Origin of the sequence: Streptomyces sp. PH10-H1, from assembly GCF_030063355.1 — a bacterium.
GTDB lineage: Bacteria > Actinomycetota > Actinomycetes > Streptomycetales > Streptomycetaceae > Actinacidiphila.
Window position 1 is genome coordinate 117,544 of the sequence record NZ_JASISZ010000010.1, and the last position, 21,027, is coordinate 138,570.

The following is a 21,027-nucleotide window of genomic DNA, read 5'->3' on the forward strand; positions in this document are numbered from 1 at the left end:
TCTACAAGCTTGTAGATGGTCTACAGGACTGTAGACGATGAACGGAAGGAACCCAACCCGTGAACTCCGAGCGCCCCGCGGAACCCCCGGGCGAGCGTCGGCCGGGCGGCGCCCTGGAAGGTGAGGTCATGGCCGTGCTGCAGGCGGCGCCCGAGGCCCTCACGCCGCCCCAGGTGCGGGAGCAGCTCAGCGGATCCGTGGCCTACAGCACGGCGGTGACGGTCCTGTCCCGGTTGTACGACAAGGGACTGCTCAGTCGCACCAGACAGGGCCGCGCTTACGCGTACACCCCCGTCACCGACGCGCACGGCCTCACCGCCCGGCGCATGCGCCAGGTGATGGAGACCGATTCCGACCGCGAGGCCGTCCTGACCCGCTTCGTGGACGACCTTGCCGCAGGTGACGAGCAGCTCCTGCGCCAGCTCCTGGGCACGGACCTGCCCCGCGACCAGTGAGGGCGCGCCGTTGATGCATCTGCTGGTCTACCTCCCCCTGGTCCTTCCGATCCTGGCCGCGCTCGCCGCTGGCCCCGTCGCCGACCGGCTGGAGCCTCGCCTGGCCACCTGGCTGCTGGCCGCCTGCGCCCTGTGCCTGGCAGCCTGCAGCTGCGCCGCGCTCGGGGTCCTGGCGGTAGCCGGAATGATCCGCATCCCCGCGGCCGTCCTCGTCGGACACTGGCCGCTGGCCACCATCCGCTCCGGCGACCCCGTCTCCGGCGCCGAAGCAGCCCTGGCCGCCCTCCTGCTGGCCGCCGCCGCGTACGCGGCGGCGCGCTTGCTGGGGCGGCGCGTGCGCGCAGTGGTCGCTGCCGGGCTGGAGGCGGCCTGTCTGCCCGGTCCCGGCCCGCTGGCCGTGATCGACGACCCGGTGCCCGACGCATACGCGCTCCCCGGGCTCCCGGGACGGATCGTGGTCTCTACCGGCATGCTCCAGGCCCTCGGACCCGCCGAACGCGAGGCCATGGTCGCCCACGAACGCGCGCACCTGGCCGCCCACCACTACGCGTTCGCCGCCGCCGTCCACCTGGCCGCCGCCGCCAACCCGTTCCTGCGCCCGTTCGCCACCGCAGTTGCCTACACCGTGGAACGCTGGGCCGACGAGAACGCCGCCCGCGCCTGCGGCGACCGCCGCCAGATCGCCCGCGCCGTCGGCAAAGCAGCCCTGGCCACCCGGAAAACCCCCGCCCGCCGCCGTGCCCCGGCTGCGGCATTCGGACTGCTGGGATGGCGGCGCGACCCGCTGGCCGGCGCCGGACCCGTCCCCCGCCGCGTCGCGGCCCTACTGGCCCCACCCTTGCCGCGCGGCCTGCTCCTCCCGCCCCTGGACGGGTCCCTGATCCCCCTGGCCGCAACCGCCTGCGCGGTAGGCGCCAGCGCCCTGTGCACCTTCGCCGCCGCCCACGACCTCCACCTCCTCCTGAAGATCGCCGGCGCCTGATCTCGCACCGCCGCCTGCCCCAGGCACTCGGCCACCAGCGGCCCACACCGCTCTGTCGCCGCATCGGCGCAAGAGATTTCGCCTGCTGCGTGCGCCTCACGGACAAGCCCATGACCCGCATCGCGGGATCGTGCCGCGAGCCTTCTGCGGCTGCCATCTCCAGGAGGAAACGGGACCCATCCCCATCTACTCCTCGTCGGACCAGTCACATCCGGGACGAGGTGTTCAACGCGTTGCGCTCGCAATCAACCCGCAAGGGCAGCGGGTCGGGCGGGCCGCCACCCCCGCGTGTTCCGGGCACCACCGCAGGGGAAAACACTATCGGGTGACCACCCGTCGAGGATGCCGCGGCCGCTTCGGCGTCTGGCGTCTCGGCGGTAGTTCAGGTGGCGGTGTGGTGGGCGAGGACGGCGTGCGGGTCGCGTCCGGCGGTGTGGTCGGTGTGGACGGTGGCGGCGGTCAGCCGGGGCACGGCGTGGATCAGGGCGTGCTCGGCGGCGACCGCGAGTTCGTGGGCCTGGACCACGGTCAGGTCGGGGTCGACGACGATGTCGGCCTCGGCGCGCAAGGCGTGGCCGATCCACCGCATCCGCACCTGACCGAGGCCGCGCACGCCGTCCACACCGCGCAGTGCGCTCTCGGCGGTGTCGACCAGGGCTGGGTCGACGCAGTCCATCAGGCGCCGGTAGACCTCGCGGGCGGCGTCCCGCAGGACCATGAGGATCGCGGCGGTGATGACCAGGCCCACGATCGGGTCGGCCGCGCGCCAGCCGATGGCCGCGCCGCCGGCACCGAGCAGGACGGCCAGGGAGGTGAAGCCGTCGGTGCGGGCGTGCAGGCCGTCGGCGACCAGGGCGGCGGAGCCGATCTTCCGGCCGGTGCGGATGCGGTAGCGGGCCACCCACTCGTTGCCGATGAAGCCGACCACTGCGGCGGCGGCGACCGCCCAAAGGTGGGTGACGTCGCGCGGGTTGAGCAGCCGGTCCACGGCCGTGTAGGCGGCCAGGGCGGAGGAGGCGGCTATGGTCAGGACGATCGCGATGCCGGCCAGGTCCTCGGCGCGGCCGTAGCCGTAGGTGTAGCGGCGGTTGGCCGCCCGCCGGCCCACGACGAACGCGATGCCCAGAGGGATGGCGGTCAGCGCGTCGGCGGCGTTGTGGATGGTGTCGCCCAGCAGTGCCACCGACCCTGACAGCACCACCACAATCGCCTGGATGACCGTGGTCGCGCCCAGAATGCCGAGCGACAGCCACAGCGTGCGCATGCCCTCCTTGGAGGTCTCCATCGCCGAGTCGACCTTGTCCATCGCCACATGGCTGTGCGGGGTGACCAGATGCGCCGCCCGGTGCCTCAGCCGCGACCAGCGCGAGTGACCATGACCATGGCGACCCTCGCCCCGGTCACCATGCTGATGAGGGTGCCCGGGCGAGTGACCGCCCCCATCACGGTGGGCGCGGCGCGGATCGCGGTGGCCTGGTTCGTGGATGTGCTCCGTCCCCTCCATGCCACCCACCGTCGCACACGAAACCCGTTGCAGCCATCGCCGTTATAGGGCTGGTGACCAGGTGCGATGCCCTCGCAAATGCGTTCGTTGAGAAACTGCGGCAGCCGCGCGGTGTCCGGCCGCAGCAAGAGGCGAACAGCCGTGTCAGCGGGGCTCCCCGTCGACCGCCGCCTGGAGGGCCTGCCGCAGGCCGCCGAGCGCGGGCAGACCGGCAAGGCCGTCCGGGGTCCGGTACACCCGGCAGGACAGTGCCGGGGAGCGGCCGGGCTCGGCGAACAGGTCACGCCCGTTGACCAGGAAACTCGGGGAGCCACTTCGACCGCCTGCGCACCAACACGGGGTGCAGGCATTCCTGACCGGCGCCGGACCGGCGGTGATCGGCGCGATCGCCGGGTCCGCGATCCCGCTGGCCATGGCCCTGCAGCACGCCTGGCAGTTTGCCGTCCTGGCCCTCGTGGCCCTGTGGCTGCTGGCCGCCCGCAAGGGCGTGGTCAGTGCGCTCGTCGGAGCCGGAGTGCTCGGGGTGACCGCGGCCATGGCGGGCTGGGCGGTGTCCTGAACACCCCAACCAGGCACGTCCCGCAGCAAGCAGCCCCGGCATGTCGGTGGGATCTGGCAGGCTGTTGTCTCCGAAGCGAGGTGTGGCGATGGGACTGGTGCCGGACGAGCCGCGGGTCCTGGTGTGCGGGAGCCGCCGGTGGCCGTGGCCCGGCGTGGTGGACGTGGTGCTGGACCGCCTCCTCGCCCGGCATGGCGAGGGCCTGGTGGCCATCGAGGGCCGGGCGACCGGGGCCGATGCGGCAGCTCACGCCTGGTGCGAACGACACGGCCTCGGGGCTGAACGGCATCGGTGCCATCCGGTCGACTGGAAGGCTGAGCGCCGAGCCCGCCCGGCCGACTGGCGCCTGGCCGGACCGGAGCGCAACACGCGCATGCTGCTGGACGAGCGCCCGCGGCTGATCATCGCCTTCCACGACCACTTCTCGCCGGCCAGCGGCGGGACCTCGGACATGTGCCTGCGAGGGCTGCTCAAGCAGCTGCCGGTGTGGCTGGTGCCGGGCGAGAACGTGCAGGTCGGCTCCTGGCTGAAGCTGAGCATGTTCCCCGCGGACCGGCAGCGACGGCTCCGGGCCGAATTGGACGCTGCCGCGCGATCGCGGAGCGACGCCGACGAGGCCGTCCCGCGGCCCTGAGCCGGGCATAGCTTGACCCCGGCGACATGGGCCGAGGCCAGCGGTCCACCGGGGCTTTCGCTTCAAGAGTGGCTTCCATCCGCAGGTCTGGCCGGGAGGCGGGAAGGACTTTCCTTTAACGCTCTGACCAGTCTGTTCAAGGAAAGCGAGGCGCCTTGCGTGGTCTGGTCGTGAAGGTGATTGAGGCCGTCCCCGCGCCGTGCGGGGACGGAGATCGCGGGGACGGCCAGCTGGACAGCGTCAGCGAAGAGCCTGGGCGATCCGCTGGCGGAGACGGTTGCCGCTGATGCTGTCGATCTCGCGCCAGGCGGCGTCGGCGACCTCTTCGGTCTGGAGCGGTCCGACTTCGGACTCGGTGCGGAAGAGGAACCGGAAGTCGATGTGCCGGTGCTCGGGCTCGCCCTTGGCGTCGTTGGCGGGGATGGGGTGAATGTCGATGTGGAGCGGGCTGTCACTCGAAGGGGTGACGGTGTCGGCCGGGATGCCGGTCTCCTCGGCGAGCTCGCGCAGAGCGGCGTCCAGGAGGGTGGTGTCGGAGGATTCCAGGTGGCCGCCCGGCAGCAGCCACTTGCCGGTGACGAGGTGGTGGATGTGCAGGATCCGGCCATCGGGACCGGCGAGGATCGCGCCGGCGGTCGCATGCCCGCGGAACTCGCTCCGCGAGACCAGGTCGGCCCCGGCGTCCAGGAGGCCGAGCGCGGGGGCGAGGTCCGGCTTCTCCTCGGGGTGCTCGTCGAGGTAGGCGGCCAGGGTGGTGCGGATGTGGTCGGTGCTGATGGGCAAGTTGATCACCTGTTGAAGTAGGAGAGCCAGGTCGCCGCGATAGCGGCTCGGTCGGCCGCGGAGACCTCGTGCATGCCGGGGTCGAGGTCTCCGCGGGTGAGCATCCTGATCCCGGCGAGGATCTCGGCCTGGACCAGGAAGATGAACGGCCCAACGCTGGCGCCGTGCAGGAAGTTCACGGCGTTGCCGCCGTTCGCCAGATAGAAGTAATGGCCGGTGGTCTGGTAGCGGGTGACGTGGTCGCCGACCATCGTGCGGGTGTAGACGTCAGGGAGCCGGTTCAGCTCCAGCTCGTCCTCGCTGGAAGTGACGGTGGCGACGTAGGCGCCGTTGCGAAGGTGCGGGAAGTCCTCGCCGTGCAGGGAGACCGCGCCGGTCGCGCAGAGCACCAGCCCGGCCCCGGTCAGCGCGCTCTCGCGGTCGCGGGCGACGGCGAAGCCCTGGGAGAGGGCCTGGGTGCGGCGGACGGGGTCGATGTCGAAGACGGTGACCTGGACGCCCTTGGCGTGCAGAAGGCGGGCGATGGAGGAGCCGAGCTTTCCGAAGCCGATGACCAGGGCGGGCCGCCCGTGCAGGATGTCGCCTCGTCCGCGCATGACGGCCTCGGTGGAGAAGACCACGGACTGGCCCACCAGGAAGTCCTCGGGGTCCTTCAGCGGCGAGCGGGCCACCGAGATGACCGGGCAGGGCAGTTTGTCGAGGTCCTCGTAGCGGCGGTGGCCGTTCTCGGTGTCCTCGATCACCCCGGCGATCTGGCCGGAGAACCGGCCGTGGAGGTCGACCAGGGTCGGGGCGAAGTAGCCGCCGACGTCCAGCAGGGCGACCTGTTCGCCGGCGGCCCGGGACTCGAAGTAGTCCAGGGCGGTGTCGGTCTCGGCGAACAGCTCGCGGGTCAGGGCGTCGACCGGGACGCATCGCTCGACCTCGCGCTGGGCGGCGGGGCTGATGGACTTCGGCTTGGGCAGCACCGCCCGCAGCTTCGCGAGGGAGGCGACCGCGCGGACGAAGCCGGGCCGCTCGGGCAGCAGGTGGGTGACCAGGAAGGCCGCGGCCTGCTCGTCGGGGGCGAACTGGGCGGCGATCTTGGCGAAGTAGGCGTCCAGCCGGGCGCGTTCGAAGGATTCCATGGCAGTTCCCTCTCGCTCAGTGCGGGGTGTGCATGGCGCGGTCAGGTGGTGCGGGCAAGTCCGAACAGGAGCCGGTCGGCGGCGAGGGCGGCGTCCAGGTAGGTGTCGACGCGGGCGGCGCCGGCGGACCGCGCAAGCGGATCCAGGCCGAGCAGGAGGACCGCCCGGCCGCTGCCGGTGAGGAGGTCGGTCCAGGTCGGGTGGGTCGGCAGCCGCAGGCCGTAGCGGGCGCCGTCGAACCGCAGCAGCACCCGGTCGCCGATGACCTGCAGGTGTCCGTGAAGGTCCGGGATGCTCTCGCGGGCGGCGTCCAGGCCGCCGAGCGATGCGGCGATGTGGCGCATCCGGGCCTTGATCGCCTCGGCGGTGTCGTGGCTGGTGCGGCCGGGCGGGTGGGCGAGCAGGATGTGCGCGATGCTCTGCCCGGCCGGGTCGGTGCCCGGCCAGGTCCAGGCCCCCAGCGAGACCAGCAGCCGGGGACCGGGTCCGGAAGCGGCGGGGGCCAGCGTCGCGGGGCGGGTCAGCACGGCGTCTGTCCGGCCTTGAAGCGGGACCAGACGACCTTGCCGAACGGCAGGCGGTCCTCGACTCCCCAGCCGTCGGAGAACTCCTCGACGATCAGCAGGCCCCGGCCCGACGGGTCGCTGCCGGAAGGGTGCCGGACTTCGGGGCGGTGATTGCGGCTGTCGTGTACTTCCAGGCGTACGAAGTCGTCGTCGGCTTCGAGCTTGACCAGGAAGCCGTGACCGGGGGCGGAGCCGTGGACGACGGCGTTGGAGGCCAGCTCCGAGACGCAGAGCCGGATGTCCTCGGCGCGGGCGGACATCCCCCAGGAGTCCAGGGTGGTCAGGGCGAAGTCGCGGGCCTGTCCGACAGATTCGGGCTTCGCGGTGAAGTACTGCTGGGTGGGGTCGGGCATGGTGAGCCTCATGTCTCGGCGTCCAGGGCCGGGGCGTGTCCTGGCATCCGGCGGCGGGCGGGGCCGCCGGGAGGGCTGGAGTGGCCGTGTCCGGCCGGGCGGGACCGGCGGGTGCCGCGGACCAGCAGCAGCCGGGCCCCGACCGTTTCGATCCGCCTCTCCCGCTCGGCCGCTATCGCTTTGGGGCCCAGGTGGGAGGCGGCAGGCAGCACGACGCCGTAGGTGTCGGGCAGCGCGAGCACGTCCAGCAGCCCGGTGAACGCCGCCGAGGCCGGGCTTCCGGTGGCCGTGCGGTCGGTGAAGACACCGGACAGCGTCAGCTCGTGCTGTCGGCAGTACTCGGCCAGCGATGCGGTCAGGGCGATCTCCCGTGGGGCAGAGACGTTCACCAGTCGCAGGAAGCCATAGACGACCGGGCCGCTGACGCGGCGATGCTCCGTGAGGGGTTCCATGCTTCAGACCGTCCAAGGGGAAGTCGGCAAAGAGCGGGCGGGGGGCCGTGGCCTGCGGCTTCGGCCCCTGCAATCGAGCGTGGCGGCAATCCAACGGACGGGAAATGACCGGGTGTTGTACTTCCGTTGCACTTGCGTCCCCCGCCGTGCGTGCCCCGTGCTTCGATGACTTCTCGGAAGGGAGTGTCGCGTGGCGACCGTGCACCACTGGAGCGGCCTGGAGGCCCATGCTCTGCGGCTCGCGCTGCGGATGAGCGTCCGCGTGTTCGCCGATCACCTGGGCGTCGCCGTCCGCACCGTCTCCAAGTGGGACAAGCTCGCCGCCGCCACCGAACCCCGCCCGGACACCCAGGCCATCCTCGACACCGCGCTCGCCCGCGCGGACGCCGCCGTCCACCTGCGTTTCGAGACCCTGCTGTCCGAGAGCGGCCGGGCCACTGCCGCGGGCCCGGGGCGGCGGGTCACCACCAGCGGGCCCCGGATGTGGGACTACGAGTCGTGGACCGACGACCTGGACCGGACCGTGGTCGCGCTCTCCCGCCAGAACTTCACCTTCGCCTCCAGCCTGCTGACCCGGTGGATCAACCGTTGGAGACCGCCGGAACTGGATGACAAGGGCCTGTATCTGTTCGCCCGCTCCACCGCCCTGCTCGGCGACCTCCAGCGCGACCAGGGTGCCGTGCTGGGGCCGCTGTCGGCCCAGCACTCCTATGCCGGGGCCCGCTCGGTCTTCACCCAGCTCGACATCCCCCGCCGCGTCGCCCAGCTCGACCTGTCGCTGGCGGTGGTCGCGGAGATGTCCGGGAAGCTGGAGATCGCCGCCCGCAACTACGAGACCCTCGCGGTCGATGACCGGCTCTCGCGCCGTGACCGGGCCCGTGCCCGGCTGTGGGTGGGGACCGCGCTGAGCAAGGATGGCAACCACGACTACGCGGCCCGCGTCATGACCGCGGCGACCCGCGAGTTCGAGGATCTGGCCGAGCCCGACGATTGGTCGGTGGCCCACCAGAAACTCGCCCTTGCCCACCGCGGTGCCGGCGACCTCACCGGGGCGCTGCACTTCATCGACATCGCCCGCAGCAGCGGGATGACGGACTCACCGATGCAACGCGTGCGACTGGATACCGCCCACGGTCACATCCTGCTCTCCGACCGGGACACCCGCGATGATGGACTTCTCGTCCTCGACCATGCCGCCAAGGTGGCCGCGCAGTACGGACTCGTGCACCAACTGCGCAGTATCGAGGGCATCAAGGCCATGAGCGAGGGGCCGACCGGGCCCCGGCGACGGTGACCAGGGAGAAGACGCGTGACGGACAACCAGCAGGCCATCACCGAGGACCAGTGGCGCGACGCGAAGCTGATCTGGGACTACCACCAGATGCACCACGAGATCCGGACCGCCGACGTGGCGATCGGCCTGGGCAGCCACGACCTGGGGGTGGCGGCGTTCTCCGCCGAGCTGTATCGGGCCGGGCTCTTCCCGCACCTGGTCTTCACCGGCGGCAACAGCCCCACCACCGCCCAGGTGTTCCCGCGCGGAGAGGCCGTGCACTTCAGCGAGCACGCCATCGACCTCGGCGTCCCCGCCGAGGCGATCCTGCTGGAGCCGAACGCCGGGAACACCGGCCAGAACATCACCCTCTCCCGCGAGGTGCTGGCCGCCGCCGGGATCACACCGAAGAGTGTGCTGCTGGTCTCCAAGCCCTATATGGAGCGGCGATCCTTCGCCACCGCCCGCAAGCTGTGGCCCGAGGTCGAGATCATCTGTGCCTCGGAGCCACTGGAGTTCGACGACTACCTCAAGAGCATCGGCGACGAGAAACTCGTCCTGGACATGCTCGTCGGCGACCTCCAGCGGGTGATCGAGTATCCGAAGCTCGGTTTCGCCATCGAGCAGGACGTCCCGGAGGACGTGCATGCCGCGTACGAATCTCTCCTCGCTGCCGGCTTCGACAGCCGTCTCCTGGGACCCTGAGCTCCCCGCCCCGGGCGGGCTGTGTGCGATCCACCAGCCCAACCTGTTCCCGCGGCTGACCACCCTGGCCAAGCTGTTCGCGGCGGACTACTGGATCGTCCTGAACGACGTCCAGTTCACCCGCCGCGACTACCAGCAGCGCACCCGCCTGGCCGACCTTGACGACCCGAACCGCAGGCAGTGGCTGTCCATCCCCACCCACCTGCCCGCCGGCCGCCCGACCACCATCCGGGACGCGCTGGTCGTCGAACCGCACCGTGCCCGGCGGCGGACTGCGGCGATGCTTCGCCAGCACTACCGCTCCAGCCCGCACTGGGCCGCCCTCGACCAGGCCCTGGACCCGGTCCTCGACCTGTTCGAAGCCACCGGCAAGACCGCGGCCGTCGCCGAGGCGTCCACCCGCATCCTGCTGGACCTGCTCGGCTGGAAGGGCCAGATCCTCCGCAGCAGCCAGCTGTCCGCCCGGCCCGGACGCTCGCAAAGGCTCGCCGACCTCGCGGCCGTCACCGGCGCGAGGTCCTATCTGTGCGGGACCGGCGGCATGAAATACCTGGACGCGGGCCTGTTCGCCGCCGCCGGCATCGGCGTCACCCCGTTTCGCACCCCGGCCGGCGGCATGTGGGACTCCGGCCGCCAGATCAGCGCGCTGTGGGCCCTGATGAACAAGGGCCCACAGGACATGGCCAGCAGGCTGCGGGCCATCGCCGCCGTCCAGCACGAGCTGCGGCCCGCCGCTTGAGCACGTTTCTCTGTACTTCCCCTTTCCTCGAGGGGGGAAGTACAGAGATACGTACCCAGTCGCGTACGACGTGAGCGACGAAGTGCGTACGACTGTGCGTGCTCAGCCGGTCGGCCCGCGCGGGGCCGGGGGCTGTGGCAGTCCCGGCAGCACCCGCAGGCGGCCGCGCGGCGCGGTGAGCTCGGTCCGCAACTGCTGGTTCTCCAAGGCCAGCTGATTGACGGTGCGGACCAGACCCTGGACGTCCTCGCGCAACTGGGCCAGCTCCTCGGCATCAGCGGTCCGCAGTTCCTTGAGCTTGACGATCTGCTTGCGCAGTCGCTTCTCGGCGTCCGGCGTCTGCCCGCGCTCGCGGACCCTGTCGTAGAAGTCGTTGCGCAGGTCCAGGTGCCGTTGGGTGAGCGCGTTGCGGGGGACCTGGGCCTCCTGGGCCAGCGCGACGATGGTCAAGGCCCCGGTGGAGTGCTCCGGACTCCCGGCCAGGATGCGGTCCATCGCCGCGCGGATGCGATCACGTTCATCGAGGGCGGGGCTCATGCGGGAGTCTCCTGGCGGGTGAAGCGGGTCTCGTCGTGTTCGTCAGCGAAGGAACGGAGTTTGTCGGCGTTGGCCCGGAGCCGGTCGCCGATCGGCTGGGGGGTGTGCGCCGCCTGCTTGTCGATGTGCTCGGCCCGCTCCCGCAGCCGGGCCGCGTGCTCGTCGGTGCGGACGGTGTTCCCGCAGCCGGGGACACACCGGTCCAGCGTCGGGGCCTCCGCGCCGACGCCGTCACGCTGGCAGAGGGCCCGGTCCTGCTTGTAGAGGCAGAGCAACAATGCGTTCGGATTGTCATAGAGCACGGCGCCGTCCCGGGCGAGATAACGCTGGGCGGCGGCATACTTGCGGGCGAAATCGGTCTTGATCTCGCGGCCCTCGAACCGGCGGCTGGTGGCCGCCTCCACCAGGGCCCGGCGAGCCGACGGGCCGGAGATGCCGCCGCCGGTCTCGAACTGCTCGTGCAGGTCGGCTGCCGTCTCGGCGGTCGCCAGCGCCGTCTCCAGCGCGAGCACGTCGTGGATGCCGCCGCGGCTGCGGGTGCCATAACCCCCGGAGACGTCGGTGTTCAACGCGGTGCGGATGTGGCCGTACTGAATGGCGAGGGCGACCAGCCCGCCGGGACGGCGGGCGATGTGCCAGGCCAGGGACCGGCGGAAACGCGCGGTGCCGATGTTGCCGTGCGGGTCGGGCGGGATCACCTCGGCGGGCAGCCCCTGGGCCTCGGCCTCGGTGTTCGCCCAGGTCGCGAAGTCCTCGATGCGCTGGCGCATTCCCTGGGCCCTCAGGGCGCCGCGGGTGCTCGGGCGGAGCCCGTAGAGGGCGTCGTGGGCGTCGTGGTCGAACAGCAGGTGACCGGCCGGAACCATGCGCTCCAGGACCCGGATCGCGTTGACCACCGGGGTGATCGCCACCCAGGGGACCTCGCGCTCCGTGCCGCCGGCCAGGTAGTTGCCCTCGCCGTCGGTGACGGTCTTGTAGTGGACGCTGCGGATCAGGTGCCGCCCCACGTTGCCGTCCTCGTCCGGCTGCGGGTCCGGGCAGCAGCCGGACCGCATCCCCAGCACCTCCTCGGGGCGCATACCAGTCAAATATGCACAGACTATGAAAGATGCCGTACCCAGGTTTCGCATCAACGAGGCGGCCTCGGAGAAGTCGATCGCCGTTCGCCAGGGGACTCCGGCGATGCGGCCGGTGACCGGGCGGTCAAGCGGACATGCCCCGGGACGCATCCCCGCCGCCTTCGTCAGGCCGTAACGCTTGATCGCCGTGTCGACCTGCCGCTCGGAGGCGCCGGTGAGGCCGCCGACGTAGGAGCGTGCGAAGCACAGTTCGCCGCGGTTCCAGCTGGCCGGCACCGGCGCCCCGTCCTCGATGATCGGGACGAGGTAGGCGTGCAGGGCTGCCCGCCCGGCGGTCGTGGCGGCGGTCGTGCGGGCGGCCTCGGCCAGCCTCCTCGCCTCCTCCCAGGCGGCCAGGATGTCGTCGGCGAAGTCGTCGACCGTCCGCATCGCCCAGATCAGCAGCGGTCCCATCGTCTGCGTCGCCAGCGGCTCGCGCGAGTTCTCCCCGCCGCCGCCCTTCTCCGAAGGCAGGTAGTCGTCGATGCCCGTCTCGTCCCACGGTGGTCGCTCGATTCCCGTCGGACGTGCGCTGAGCTGGTCGAACGCCCACATCCGTGTCACGAAGCCCAGCAGCTTGACCACCCGACTGCGGCTGACGCCGGAATCGCGCACCTTCACGCCGTAGTCGTGCAGCACAGCGGCATCGCACTCGGCCAGGCTGCGGATGCCGCGTTCGCCCAGCCAGCCGGCCATGCGGAACCATTCCTGCACCGCCTGCCAGGTGGCGTCGGGGCCGAGCCGCGATCGGCGCGAGCGGCGTTCCTTCACGAACGTCGGCCGCAGTTCGCCGTTCAGCAGCGTCCAGGTCACCAGCCGCATCTCCTCGCGCAGCGAGACCGGGCACTTGGACCACTCGATCACGCGCAGAGACGTGGCGGGATTGTCGATCAGCGGTGCCAGCGGCCACTTCGCCGCGCTGTAGTGGGTGTTGAGGTGAGCATGCAGGGCCACGACACGGTCCTCGGGAATGACGGGCGTGCCGGGGCCGGGCAGCGGCATCCGGTAGCGGTCCAGTTCAACGGCGGTGGTCACGGGTTGAGTTCTCCAGAAAGCAGATGGCCGATGACGGTGCGGTCGGTGTCGGTGACCCGGTCCAGGGCGTGGGCCCACCCGCCCGGTCCGATCCGCCGTTTCAGGTCCTCCAGACGGGCGTGGTGATCACCCCAGTCGCGCCGCCAGACCGGCGGTGCCAGCACCGACCTCTGGCCCTCCAGGCCCTGGTGCAGCAGGGCGAGGCGGGGGTGGTGGCCGGGGTGGACATGGGCATTGCGGCAGGCCAGACACAGCAGAAACGACGCCCCGCAACCCCCGCCGGGCGCGGGCCACGGGCTCGCATCGGCATCCGCGCAGTCGGCGGTCGCGGTCTCGGCGTCCCGCGGATCGGGCTCGTCGCGCAACTCCGCGACCAGGACCGCCTTGCGAGCCACCTCCACGGCCTCCTCGGCGCCGCCGGCGATCACCGCGACGGCCGCTTCCTGCACGTTCTTGTCCGGCAGGACGTAGACGCGGTCGTGCGTCTCCTGGGAATGCTGGGCCGGCTCGCGGCGATCGAGCGCGCGGACCGTGCGCCGCCCGCGCTGGAACGGCGAGCCGCCCAGCCCCACCTTCTGCGTCCACCACTTCACATCGTCGTGGCTGAGGCCGAAGTAGAACGGGCCGACGGACGGGTGCCGGTCTCCGTCCGCGCTCTCCTTGCCCACCCGCCCGGTGCGGGAGACCATCAGCAGGTCGGTGCCCGGCGCCAGTCTCTCCACCGCCGCCCGGGCGAACCGGGTGGCCGCCAGCGCCTCCGTGATCAGCCGTCCCGGCGTGCCGGCCCCGTGATCGGTGACGTTCTCCGTCTCATACCAGTCGCCGCCTCCGCGACGGTGCTTCTCCACCGGGATGCGGTAAGTCAGCTTCCCGTCGTCCCCGCCCGGATCCGGGGTGGCCCGCGGAACCTCCGCCCGCTCGATCACCGACAGGTTCCACCCGTACTCCCCAAGCAGCAGCACCCCCAACGCGGCCGCCTCCGACCGCGACAGGAACAGCCGCTGCCAGGTCACCTCCGTGGCCTGCCCGCCGAGCGCCTTGCGGTACTTCTTGGCGATGTAGGGCTGACCGCTCGGCCCCTCGATGCGCGGCAGACCGCCGTCGCGGGCGATCAGCTCCAGGGCCTCCCCGACCACCCACTGCGTACTTCCCGGCGTGAACTGCCCGGCATGGAAGCGTTCCAGGTGGCGGGCGTTGTCCTCGATCCGCAGCAGAGCCGACCGGAACGTCCGCCGGGCCACCAGCTTGATCTCATCGAACTCCGCGGTGCTGTAGGACTGCCGCGTGCTCTTGTGCGCCGGAACACGGCGGGCCAGCGCGTCGGCCACCGGCCCGCTCTGCAACCGCTCGTCGTCCAACAACAGCGAGCACACCGTGCGGAACCCGGCCCGGTTCGAGCCCGTCGAGGCCATCGTCAGCCAGAACCGTTCGATCAGCGCGGCCGTGAAGTCCTCCACCCGCTGCGGCGGCTCCGCCTGCGCGGCCAGGAATATCGCGAACCCCTCCACCTTCTCCCAGACCGACTTCGACGACTTGTGGACGCTCCACCGGTTCGGCTCGCAGCGGGCGGCGAACAGAACCGCCAGGAACCGCTGCACCGGTTCGACGACCGGCAGCGTCGAAAAGTCGTACTCCTTGACCCGGCCCGCCATGTTGAAGTGCCGAACCACCAGGCCATCGGGCTGAAGCCGCTCGGGGCGGGCATGGCCGGCCGCAGGCAGCACGGCCTTGCGCCCGCGGCGGCTCACGCCGCCCTCGTCGTCGGCGTCATCCGGACGTCGATGTCCTGGATGCCCTCGGCGTCCCGTGCCACCCGCGCGAACACCCCGTCCAGATCCGGCAGCATCGCGTCCACCGGCTCCGCGGAGGACGCCAGCATCGACTCCAGCTGCAGATTCCTCACCGGCGCGAGGTAATGCTTGACCGTTGTCTCCCGGTTTGCGTGCCCCAACAGGCCCTGGACCATGAACCACGGATCGCCGTAGAGCAGACGGAAATCACGCCTCTCCTCCGGCGTCAGCCCATAGCGGCGGTCCATGATCGCGTTCAGCACCACCAGCATGAACAACGCGAACGAGTGCCGAGCGGAGTGCACGGTCGCATAGGGCGCGTAGACCTTGTGCGGGTCCATCCGCAGATGCTCAGGCGGCGTCAGCACCCGTTCGCACCGCTTGTTGGCGGCGCGGAACACGCCCTCCCACGAGTGCGGAAGGAACGGCAGGCCCTGCTCGTTCAGCCACAGCCACAACGGCTCCGGCCCGCCCGGCCCCTCGGTGAACAGCAGCATCCGCTCCTGCCACGTCAGCTTGTCCAGCTCCCGCTCGCCGACGACGCCGTCCAGATCGCACCAGCGGACCTTGGGCTTCAGCCCACCGCCGACCTCGGTGACCAGCCGCATCTGAGGCAGCCGCTCGTAGCGGCCCGCCGCCTGGGCCTTGCTGATCGCCCAGGCCCGCGACGACTCCATATAACTCTCGATGTCGCCGACCGCCCCGCTCGACGCGTAGTACGTCCGCGCCGTCTTCGACCGCGTCACCTGCGCGGCCACCTTCCCGTGGCAGTAACGGCCGCCCGACAGCGGAATCCTGGGGATCTCGAAGGTCAGCAGCGACCCGCCTTCCAGCCGCCGCAGCCCCGAGGAAACCAGCAGCCGGACGAACGCCACATTGCGGTCCTCCAGCCGACCCACCCAGCCCAGCTCCGGCACCCCGTCCCGGCCGTGACCGCGCAGGCCCACATCCACCCACAGCCGCCACGTCCGCGGAGTGAGCCAGTGCACGTTCGCCGACCGGGCGTTCTTCGCCCTCGCATCAGGGACCTTCACCACCTCGCCGCGGGCCGTCACCACCTGCCGCATCGTCACCGGGTTCGTGGCGACCCACCCCGCCCTGTCCGCCCACTTGAACAGACCCAAGAACGCGGCCAGCTCCCGGTCCCATTTCGACCCACCGATTTGGGAAGGATTCTCCGGCGCGAACCGCCGCCAGTCCTCGTAATCCTCCAGATCGCGCGGGACCGTCTCCACCCACGATTTCCCGCGCGCCCACAGATGCGTCAAAAGCAGCGCGATATCCGTCGCGTAATTCCGCTTGGTCTCCGGCTCGTAGTTGCGGAACTTCGGCGACTGCCCGTACAGACCCAACAACGGATCTACACGGAAGTCCGGCGACAGGAAGATCGGGTCGCCCGCGCGTACCCCCGCCGCCGTCTCCCGCACCGCCAAGGCCTCCCACCCCTCCAGCACCGACGGCCGCAGCCCGCCCCTCAGCCTGTCCGGTGGCACCCAGAACACCCGCCAACTCGTCACTGCAAGCACCCCTCTTGTACGGCTTCAACACGCTCATTCAATAGGGAAATGATCAACAGCGGCGAGTCCTGGCCGCAGAAGAAGCTCACGGTCGGCCTCAGTCCGGCCTCGGTACCCAAGAGCGGCAGCGGGTTCGATCTGTCAAGACTATCCGAATAGCTCTTTTAGATTTAGCCTTGGCCCATGCAGATCCCCGCGCGGGTGCCGCGCCGAATGGTCATCTACCGCCGGATCAGCGACGACCGGGAAGGTCGCCAGAACGGCGTGGACCGCCAGGACAGACAGTGCCGCCAGCTCGCCCGGAAGAACGGTGACGAGATCGTCGCGGTCTTCACCGACGACGACCGCTCGGCCTACTCCGGCAAACCCCGCCCCGACTACATCGCCATGCTCGCCTACCTTGAGAACGGGCTCGCCGACGGCGCTTACGCCCTGGCGCCCACGCGCTTCTACCGGCGCTTGGACGACGGGCTGGAGTTCTTCCGGCTGATCACCGACAGGAAGCTTGAGGTCGAGACCGTCAAGCAGGGCCGCTACGACCTGTCCACCGCGGACGGCCGGCGTGATGCTCTCCGAGCCGCGGTGGATGCTCAGCACGAGTCCGAGCAGATCAGCGAACGCGTCCGTGAAGCGAAGGCCGACTCTCTGGTCAAAGGCGAGTTCCGCGGCGGCCCCCGGCCATTCGGGTACGAGGCCGATGGCGTCACCCCGCGGGCGCTCCTGTGCCCCAGCTGCGGGGCCACCCAGGGATTCACCGTCGACCGGGTGTGCGAGTCCTGCGAGGCTGAGGCCGTCAACGCCTCCGGCTCCGAGGCGTGGCACGTCGAACAGGCGATTGACTGCATCATCGCCGGCGATTCCCTCCGCTCCCTCTGTCGCGACCTCAAGGCCGCCGGAGTCCGTACCGTGGCGCGCCGCTACAAGCAGCCCGACGGCACGCGGGGTGAGCCCGAGTCCCGCGACTGGGCGCCGACCGAACTCCGGGTCATGCTGCTGCGCCCCCGGAACGCCGGCCTCATCGACCACCACGGCGAGATCGTCGGCCGGGCGGCTTGGCCGCCATTGGTCTCGGAGGAGAAGTGGCGGGCCGCCAAGGCGATCCTTGAGAACCCCGAGCGCCGCACCACCACGGGCAACGCCCGGGTATGGATGGGGGCAGGCATCTACAGGTGCCACTGCGGCCTGGTCGCCCGGGGATCCACGGGTGGGACTGGCGGGGTCGCCAAGGCAGCCAGGAACGCTGAGCGGGCCGTGGAGCTGGCAGCATCCGGAGCGGATCCCGGGCGGCTCGAAAAGCTGAAGACCCGATCCTGGGCGGCCAAGTACCGCTGCAGCAGCGGCAAGCACTTCGTGCGCGAAGCGTCGGAGCTCGACAAGTACGTGACGCGCATGGCGATCGCCCGCCTGTCCCGGCTCGACGCCGCAGATCTCCTTCTGCCACCCCCGGCCGCCGAGGAGGCGCAGGAAGACCTGGCAGCCACCGCGAACGCGCTACGCGCCAAGCTGGACGGCTACACGGAGGACTACGACGAGGACCGGATCACCCGTCAGCAGATGCTGGATGGAACGGCGCTGACGCGGAAACGCCTCGAGAAGATCGAGGAGAAGATGACGGCGCGCGCCCGCACATCCGTCCTGGCGTCGCTACCCCTCGGTACGCCGGAGATCGCCGAGCAATGGCCCGGGTACCACCTGGATAAGCGGCGGGCCATCATCGCCGCCATCATGACCGTCACGGTTCACCCTGCGCGGCGTGGTCGCCGGCCTGGCTTCAAGCCGGGCAGTGGCGAGTCCTACTTCGACGAAGAGACCATCGCGATCGAATGGAAGGTCGCAGGCTGAGGCCGTCATTCGACAGCAGCGCCGGCGTCCTCACCGGCGCTGCTGTCGTTTTCGGTCACTTGTAGCCCGTCATGCTGCAGGTCCGACGTCAGGACGCCTAGCGCGATCTTCAGCCGCCGCGCGATGTCCTCAAGTTCCCGAGGCGCGTCCTCTACGTTCGCGGCCTTGAAGGCGCTTGCAGCCATAACGTGCAGTGTGGCATTTTGCCGTGCCACGTAGGCGAGGTACGAGCCGGTGCTGTCGCGGGCCGGCCCCTGGGCGGCGAATTGGGTGAAGAGCGCTTGAGTGCGGCCCTGTAGATCCGTGACCATCTCGCCGTCGATAGGAAACAGCAGCCCTAGGAGTTCGTCCCCGCTGATCGCGACGTCGTCTCCAGCGTTGCGAGGCGTGATCGTAGAGAAGGGGCCCGGGGGCAGAAACCACCACGTCAGCGGCAGCCGGAAGGCCCGCGACATCGCGACGAGTTCATCGGTGCTGAACTCCTTGACCCGGGCTGACCGGTGCGAGCGCTCGGCCGCCGCGTAAACGGCGATCGACCATGGCTTGCCCAGCGTTTCGGAGATTCGGACCGCCGCCTCCTGCTGGGTCCACCCGCGTAGTTCTCGGGCGCGCAACAGGTTGTACGAGGCGACGCCATCGGCGCTCATGGGGGGGAGCTGGCGGTCGTCGTTGGCCCGGTCAATCTGGGCCGATACCTCTTCGGGGAGGTTGCGGTCATTCGCGTTGGCGGTCACGCCCAAAAATCTAGCAGCCAACACTGGCGTTGGGTACCGGACACCCTTGCATGTCGTTCCAATCCATGCCAGGATCAGCGCCATGAACACACATGCTCGCTACCCGACATGTATGTCAGGCCAACTTTCGCCCCTCCGCGCCTTGCGGATCGCACGGGGGTGGACGCTCAACGAGGCGGCAGCCAAAGCCTCAATGGATATGTCCCACCTGTCCAAAGTGGAGCGGGGACTCGCGGGCCTAAGCGTTGAGGCCCTATCTCGAGTCGCACGGGCTTACGGCTTGGCAGACATCGAAGAGCTACTCGCTCCATATATGCAGGCGCCTGCCGCATGAGCGCCGAGCCGGGCCAGATGCGTTACGAGGACCGGATGGCCGCCGAGGCTCTCGAGCGCGGTGACACCGGCGACGCAGCGCAGTGGATGCGCATCAGGGCGCTCGTCGACAAGGCCCCGCCGTTCACCCAGGCCCAGAGAGACCAGTTGCGGATCCTGCTCCGGCCCAGTCCGGCCGCCGCATCCGACGCCGCATAACGAAGCGGCCCCCACCAGACCGCCGGTGTTAGCGCACCAACGCGGCAGGGGCCATCGCCTCACCCACATGCAGAAGCCCCGGGCTCAATCGCTCGCCAGCGACCCGGGGCCTGCACTACAGAAACGGACTCAGCACATGAAGTCTCCCACGATCCCCCCGCCGGTGGCCACCGGTCTGACCCGGCAGGTCGTGCCGCGGTACGACTACGAGCAGCTGCTGGCCGCCGACCGGCTGACCACCGGCGAGTTCAGCTACTTGGTCGGCAGGGAAGGCCGGAACTCCGGCCCGGAACTGTTGCTCGAGATGTACGACGACGACAAGATCAAGGCCGACACCGTCACCGCGCTGATCGGTGGTATCTGGTCCGGCGCGGAATTCCCCGACCGGCACCTCGACCGTGACGATTGGCGCTGGCTGTTCAAGGTCGCCGGCTTCACGGTCGACGGGATCCCCGCGGACCGCCCCGACCACCCGGTCCTGCTCTGGCGCGGCACCGTACCCGAGCGCCGTACCGACTGGTCCTGGACCACGGACCGCGCAGTCGCGGAACGGTTTGCCGCTGGCTCCGGCGGTCGACCGCCCGGCCGCGTCTACACCCTGCTCGCCCCGCCGGAAGCACTGCTGTGCGCCTACAACGGGCGCCAGGAAGCCGAGTACGTCGTCGACACTCGCGGGCTCACCGTCCACGAGGTGAACCTGTGACGGCCTTCGACGACTTCGACCACATCACCCTGCACCAGCGCTACGCGTCCGATGACGGCGGCTTTGATGCCCTCTTCGAGCAGGCCCTGACGAAGATGCGCAACACCTGTCCCGAGGGCTTCCCGGCGTCGGCCCCGGGTCGGGGCGCCTGGGATCAGCTCGACCCCGGCCAGCGCGAACGGGCCCTCGACTCGCTGCTGTTCGTGCACTTCTGCGAACACCGCCGCGAGCAGGACGAAGCTCTTCACCACGACGCGATCACCGCCGAGTCCAGCTACCTGCGGGACGGGGACCTCGACCACCTGGCGCAGATCGCCGTATCCGCACGGGGATCCGTAACGGTCGATTCCGCCGAACTGTGGCGGGCGGTGAAGGAGCTGCGGCTCCTCGTGCACCGCGTCGCCCTCCTGCAGACCCTGCGCACGACGGAGCCCATGACGGCCGAGGCGCTGAACCTTCTCGAGGAGCAGCTCCGGCAGGACCTGTACGGCGACGAACAGCAGGACGGCCTGTGACGGCCCGGGAGCGGTTCACCGCCGCCTGCGTCGACATCACCAACGACAGTCTCGCCGTGCTGGCCCTTGAGACCGGGCTGCGGTACCTCGGATCAGCCGGCCCGCTGTACCTGATGGGCAGCGTGCGGGCACGCGGAACATTCGTGGGACCGGACGGCCGGTACTGGGCTGACGGCAACCTGGTGGCCGAGTCTTTGACCGCGGGCACCGGCCGGACGTACGACGACTGCGAGTACTGGGCGGAACGGGCGTGCGGCGGGATCGAGGGGCACGGCCTGTGGGTCGCGACCGTGGAGCGCGGTCTGCACGACGCCACGCTCAGCCCGCTCCCGCAGATCGCGCAGCAGCTCGAACTGCCCGCCCCTGAGCCGTTCCCGGACGGGTGGGCGCGCAGCTGGTCCGACTTCCCGTGGATCTCTGACGAGCGCGAGCTGGGGCTCATCGCCCACGGCCACCCCGGCAGCGCCAACTGGCGCAACGGCGGCCAGCTGTGACCGCCCGCCGTTGCGCCAGCGCCGACCTTGGCGTGCGCGGGGCGGCGGGCTCCCGCTTCAACCAACCCCGCGAGGGGCG

The 21,027-nt window shown here is 70.5% G+C and carries 24 protein-coding genes and 1 pseudogene; 14 read left to right on the forward strand and 11 right to left on the reverse strand.

Annotated features, from left to right (window positions below; translation table 11 throughout):
• Positions 1-59: 59 nt before the first annotated feature.
• Complete coding sequence (locus QMK24_RS09495; protein ID WP_283464898.1) at positions 60-455, forward strand: BlaI/MecI/CopY family transcriptional regulator; 396 nt, start codon at positions 60-62, stop codon at positions 453-455.
• Positions 400-1,437 carry a M48 family metalloprotease gene (locus tag QMK24_RS09500; protein ID WP_283464899.1) on the forward strand — a complete coding sequence of 346 codons (1,038 nt, stop codon included), beginning with the start codon at positions 400-402 and terminating at the stop codon, positions 1,435-1,437. Before QMK24_RS09495 ends, QMK24_RS09500 begins: the two co-directional genes overlap by 56 nt.
• A 382-nt stretch (positions 1,438-1,819) precedes the next feature.
• On the opposite strand, the gene QMK24_RS09505 is transcribed toward QMK24_RS09500, so the two are convergent.
• A complete protein-coding gene (locus QMK24_RS09505) occupies positions 1,820-2,941 on the reverse strand; it encodes a cation diffusion facilitator family transporter (RefSeq protein WP_283464900.1) in 1,122 nt (373 codons plus the stop codon).
• Between the two features lie 340 nt (positions 2,942-3,281).
• Here QMK24_RS09505 and QMK24_RS09510 point away from each other — a divergent pair, with 340 nt between their 5' ends.
• Both QMK24_RS09510 and QMK24_RS09515 read left to right on the forward strand, forming a co-directional pair.
• Entirely contained in the window at positions 3,282-3,500 is a 219-nt protein-coding gene (locus tag QMK24_RS09510) for a hypothetical protein (RefSeq protein WP_283464901.1), read from the forward strand.
• An 88-nt stretch (positions 3,501-3,588) separates the two neighbouring features.
• Positions 3,589-4,134 (forward strand): SLOG family protein, encoded by a 546-nt coding sequence (locus QMK24_RS09515; RefSeq protein WP_283464902.1) that lies wholly within the window; start codon positions 3,589-3,591, stop codon positions 4,132-4,134.
• Positions 4,135-4,374: 240 nt separating this feature from the next.
• On the opposite strand, the gene QMK24_RS09520 is transcribed toward QMK24_RS09515, so the two are convergent.
• From QMK24_RS09520 to QMK24_RS09540, 5 genes are read right to left on the reverse strand one after another with little or no spacing between them, the layout of a single operon-like run.
• Positions 4,375-4,926, reverse strand: coding sequence for an NUDIX hydrolase (locus QMK24_RS09520; protein WP_349307815.1), 552 nt, complete (start codon positions 4,924-4,926; stop codon positions 4,375-4,377).
• The gene (locus QMK24_RS09525) at positions 4,923-6,044 is read right to left on the reverse strand and encodes an NAD-binding protein (protein ID WP_283464904.1); all 1,122 of its coding nucleotides are present in this window, start codon (positions 6,042-6,044) and stop codon (positions 4,923-4,925) included. The genes QMK24_RS09520 and QMK24_RS09525 overlap by 4 nt, the downstream gene beginning before the upstream one ends.
• A gap of 41 nt (positions 6,045-6,085) precedes the next feature.
• A complete protein-coding gene (locus tag QMK24_RS09530) occupies positions 6,086-6,571 on the reverse strand; it encodes a hypothetical protein (protein WP_283464905.1) in 486 nt (161 codons plus the stop codon).
• Positions 6,565-6,975: an ATP-binding protein gene (locus tag QMK24_RS09535; RefSeq protein ID WP_349307814.1), complete on the reverse strand. Its 411-nt coding sequence runs from the start codon at positions 6,973-6,975 to the stop codon at positions 6,565-6,567. The genes QMK24_RS09530 and QMK24_RS09535 overlap by 7 nt, the downstream gene beginning before the upstream one ends.
• Entirely contained in the window at positions 6,972-7,415 is a 444-nt protein-coding gene (locus tag QMK24_RS09540) for a hypothetical protein (protein WP_283464906.1), read from the reverse strand. The genes QMK24_RS09535 and QMK24_RS09540 overlap by 4 nt, the downstream gene beginning before the upstream one ends.
• Positions 7,416-7,605: 190 nt before the next feature.
• On the opposite strand from QMK24_RS09540, the gene QMK24_RS09545 reads away from it, so the two are divergent.
• The 3 genes from QMK24_RS09545 to QMK24_RS09555 are packed head-to-tail and all read left to right on the forward strand — an operon-like array spanning position 7,606 to position 10,132.
• Positions 7,606-8,709: a helix-turn-helix domain-containing protein gene (locus QMK24_RS09545; protein WP_283464908.1), complete on the forward strand. Its 1,104-nt coding sequence runs from the start codon at positions 7,606-7,608 to the stop codon at positions 8,707-8,709.
• Between the two features lie 15 nt (positions 8,710-8,724).
• Entirely contained in the window at positions 8,725-9,393 is a 669-nt protein-coding gene (locus QMK24_RS09550) for a YdcF family protein (protein WP_283464909.1), read from the forward strand.
• Positions 9,335-10,132 (forward strand): WbqC family protein, encoded by a 798-nt coding sequence (locus tag QMK24_RS09555; RefSeq protein ID WP_283464910.1) that lies wholly within the window; start codon positions 9,335-9,337, stop codon positions 10,130-10,132. The genes QMK24_RS09550 and QMK24_RS09555 overlap by 59 nt, the downstream gene beginning before the upstream one ends.
• Positions 10,133-10,234: 102 nt before the next feature.
• Here the strand turns inward: QMK24_RS09555 and QMK24_RS09560 are convergent, their stop codons facing one another.
• Genes QMK24_RS09560 through QMK24_RS09575 form a run of 4 tightly spaced genes read right to left on the reverse strand, consistent with a single transcriptional unit; the run spans position 10,235 to position 16,105 of the window.
• Positions 10,235-10,669, reverse strand: coding sequence for a hypothetical protein (locus tag QMK24_RS09560; protein WP_283464911.1), 435 nt, complete (start codon positions 10,667-10,669; stop codon positions 10,235-10,237).
• Positions 10,666-12,822: an integrase gene (locus QMK24_RS09565; RefSeq protein ID WP_283464912.1), complete on the reverse strand. Its 2,157-nt coding sequence runs from the start codon at positions 12,820-12,822 to the stop codon at positions 10,666-10,668. The genes QMK24_RS09560 and QMK24_RS09565 overlap by 4 nt, the downstream gene beginning before the upstream one ends.
• Entirely contained in the window at positions 12,819-14,570 is a 1,752-nt protein-coding gene (locus QMK24_RS09570) for a hypothetical protein (RefSeq protein ID WP_283464913.1), read from the reverse strand. The genes QMK24_RS09565 and QMK24_RS09570 overlap by 4 nt, the downstream gene beginning before the upstream one ends.
• The gene (locus QMK24_RS09575) at positions 14,567-16,105 is read right to left on the reverse strand and encodes a site-specific integrase (protein ID WP_283464914.1); all 1,539 of its coding nucleotides are present in this window, start codon (positions 16,103-16,105) and stop codon (positions 14,567-14,569) included. The genes QMK24_RS09570 and QMK24_RS09575 overlap by 4 nt, the downstream gene beginning before the upstream one ends.
• A 75-nt stretch (positions 16,106-16,180) precedes the next feature.
• On the opposite strand from QMK24_RS09575, the pseudogene QMK24_RS09580 reads away from it, so the two are divergent.
• A pseudogene (locus tag QMK24_RS09580) lies at positions 16,181-16,273 on the forward strand (magnesium chelatase domain-containing protein); the annotation flags it as partial.
• Between the two features lie 39 nt (positions 16,274-16,312).
• Positions 16,313-17,971, forward strand: a complete 1,659-nt coding sequence (locus QMK24_RS09585) for a recombinase family protein (RefSeq protein WP_283464915.1) — start codon at positions 16,313-16,315, stop codon at positions 17,969-17,971.
• A 5-nt stretch (positions 17,972-17,976) separates the two neighbouring features.
• On the opposite strand, the gene QMK24_RS09590 is transcribed toward QMK24_RS09585, so the two are convergent.
• Positions 17,977-18,705, reverse strand: a complete 729-nt coding sequence (locus QMK24_RS09590; protein ID WP_283464916.1) for a helix-turn-helix domain-containing protein — start codon at positions 18,703-18,705, stop codon at positions 17,977-17,979.
• Between the two features lie 112 nt (positions 18,706-18,817).
• Between QMK24_RS09590 and QMK24_RS41740 the strand changes: the two genes are divergently transcribed.
• From QMK24_RS41740 to QMK24_RS09610, 5 genes are all read left to right on the forward strand, one after another.
• Entirely contained in the window at positions 18,818-19,039 is a 222-nt protein-coding gene (locus QMK24_RS41740) for a helix-turn-helix domain-containing protein (RefSeq protein WP_502989141.1), read from the forward strand.
• Positions 19,036-19,236, forward strand: coding sequence for a hypothetical protein (locus QMK24_RS09595; protein WP_283464917.1), 201 nt, complete (start codon positions 19,036-19,038; stop codon positions 19,234-19,236). The genes QMK24_RS41740 and QMK24_RS09595 overlap by 4 nt, the downstream gene beginning before the upstream one ends.
• A 136-nt stretch (positions 19,237-19,372) precedes the next feature.
• Complete coding sequence (locus QMK24_RS09600) at positions 19,373-19,939, forward strand: hypothetical protein (protein ID WP_283464918.1); 567 nt, start codon at positions 19,373-19,375, stop codon at positions 19,937-19,939.
• Positions 19,936-20,454 (forward strand): hypothetical protein, encoded by a 519-nt coding sequence (locus QMK24_RS09605; RefSeq protein WP_283464919.1) that lies wholly within the window; start codon positions 19,936-19,938, stop codon positions 20,452-20,454. The genes QMK24_RS09600 and QMK24_RS09605 overlap by 4 nt, the downstream gene beginning before the upstream one ends.
• Complete coding sequence (locus tag QMK24_RS09610; RefSeq protein WP_283464920.1) at positions 20,451-20,948, forward strand: hypothetical protein; 498 nt, start codon at positions 20,451-20,453, stop codon at positions 20,946-20,948. The genes QMK24_RS09605 and QMK24_RS09610 overlap by 4 nt, the downstream gene beginning before the upstream one ends.
• The last annotated feature ends 79 nt before the right edge of the window (positions 20,949-21,027 follow it).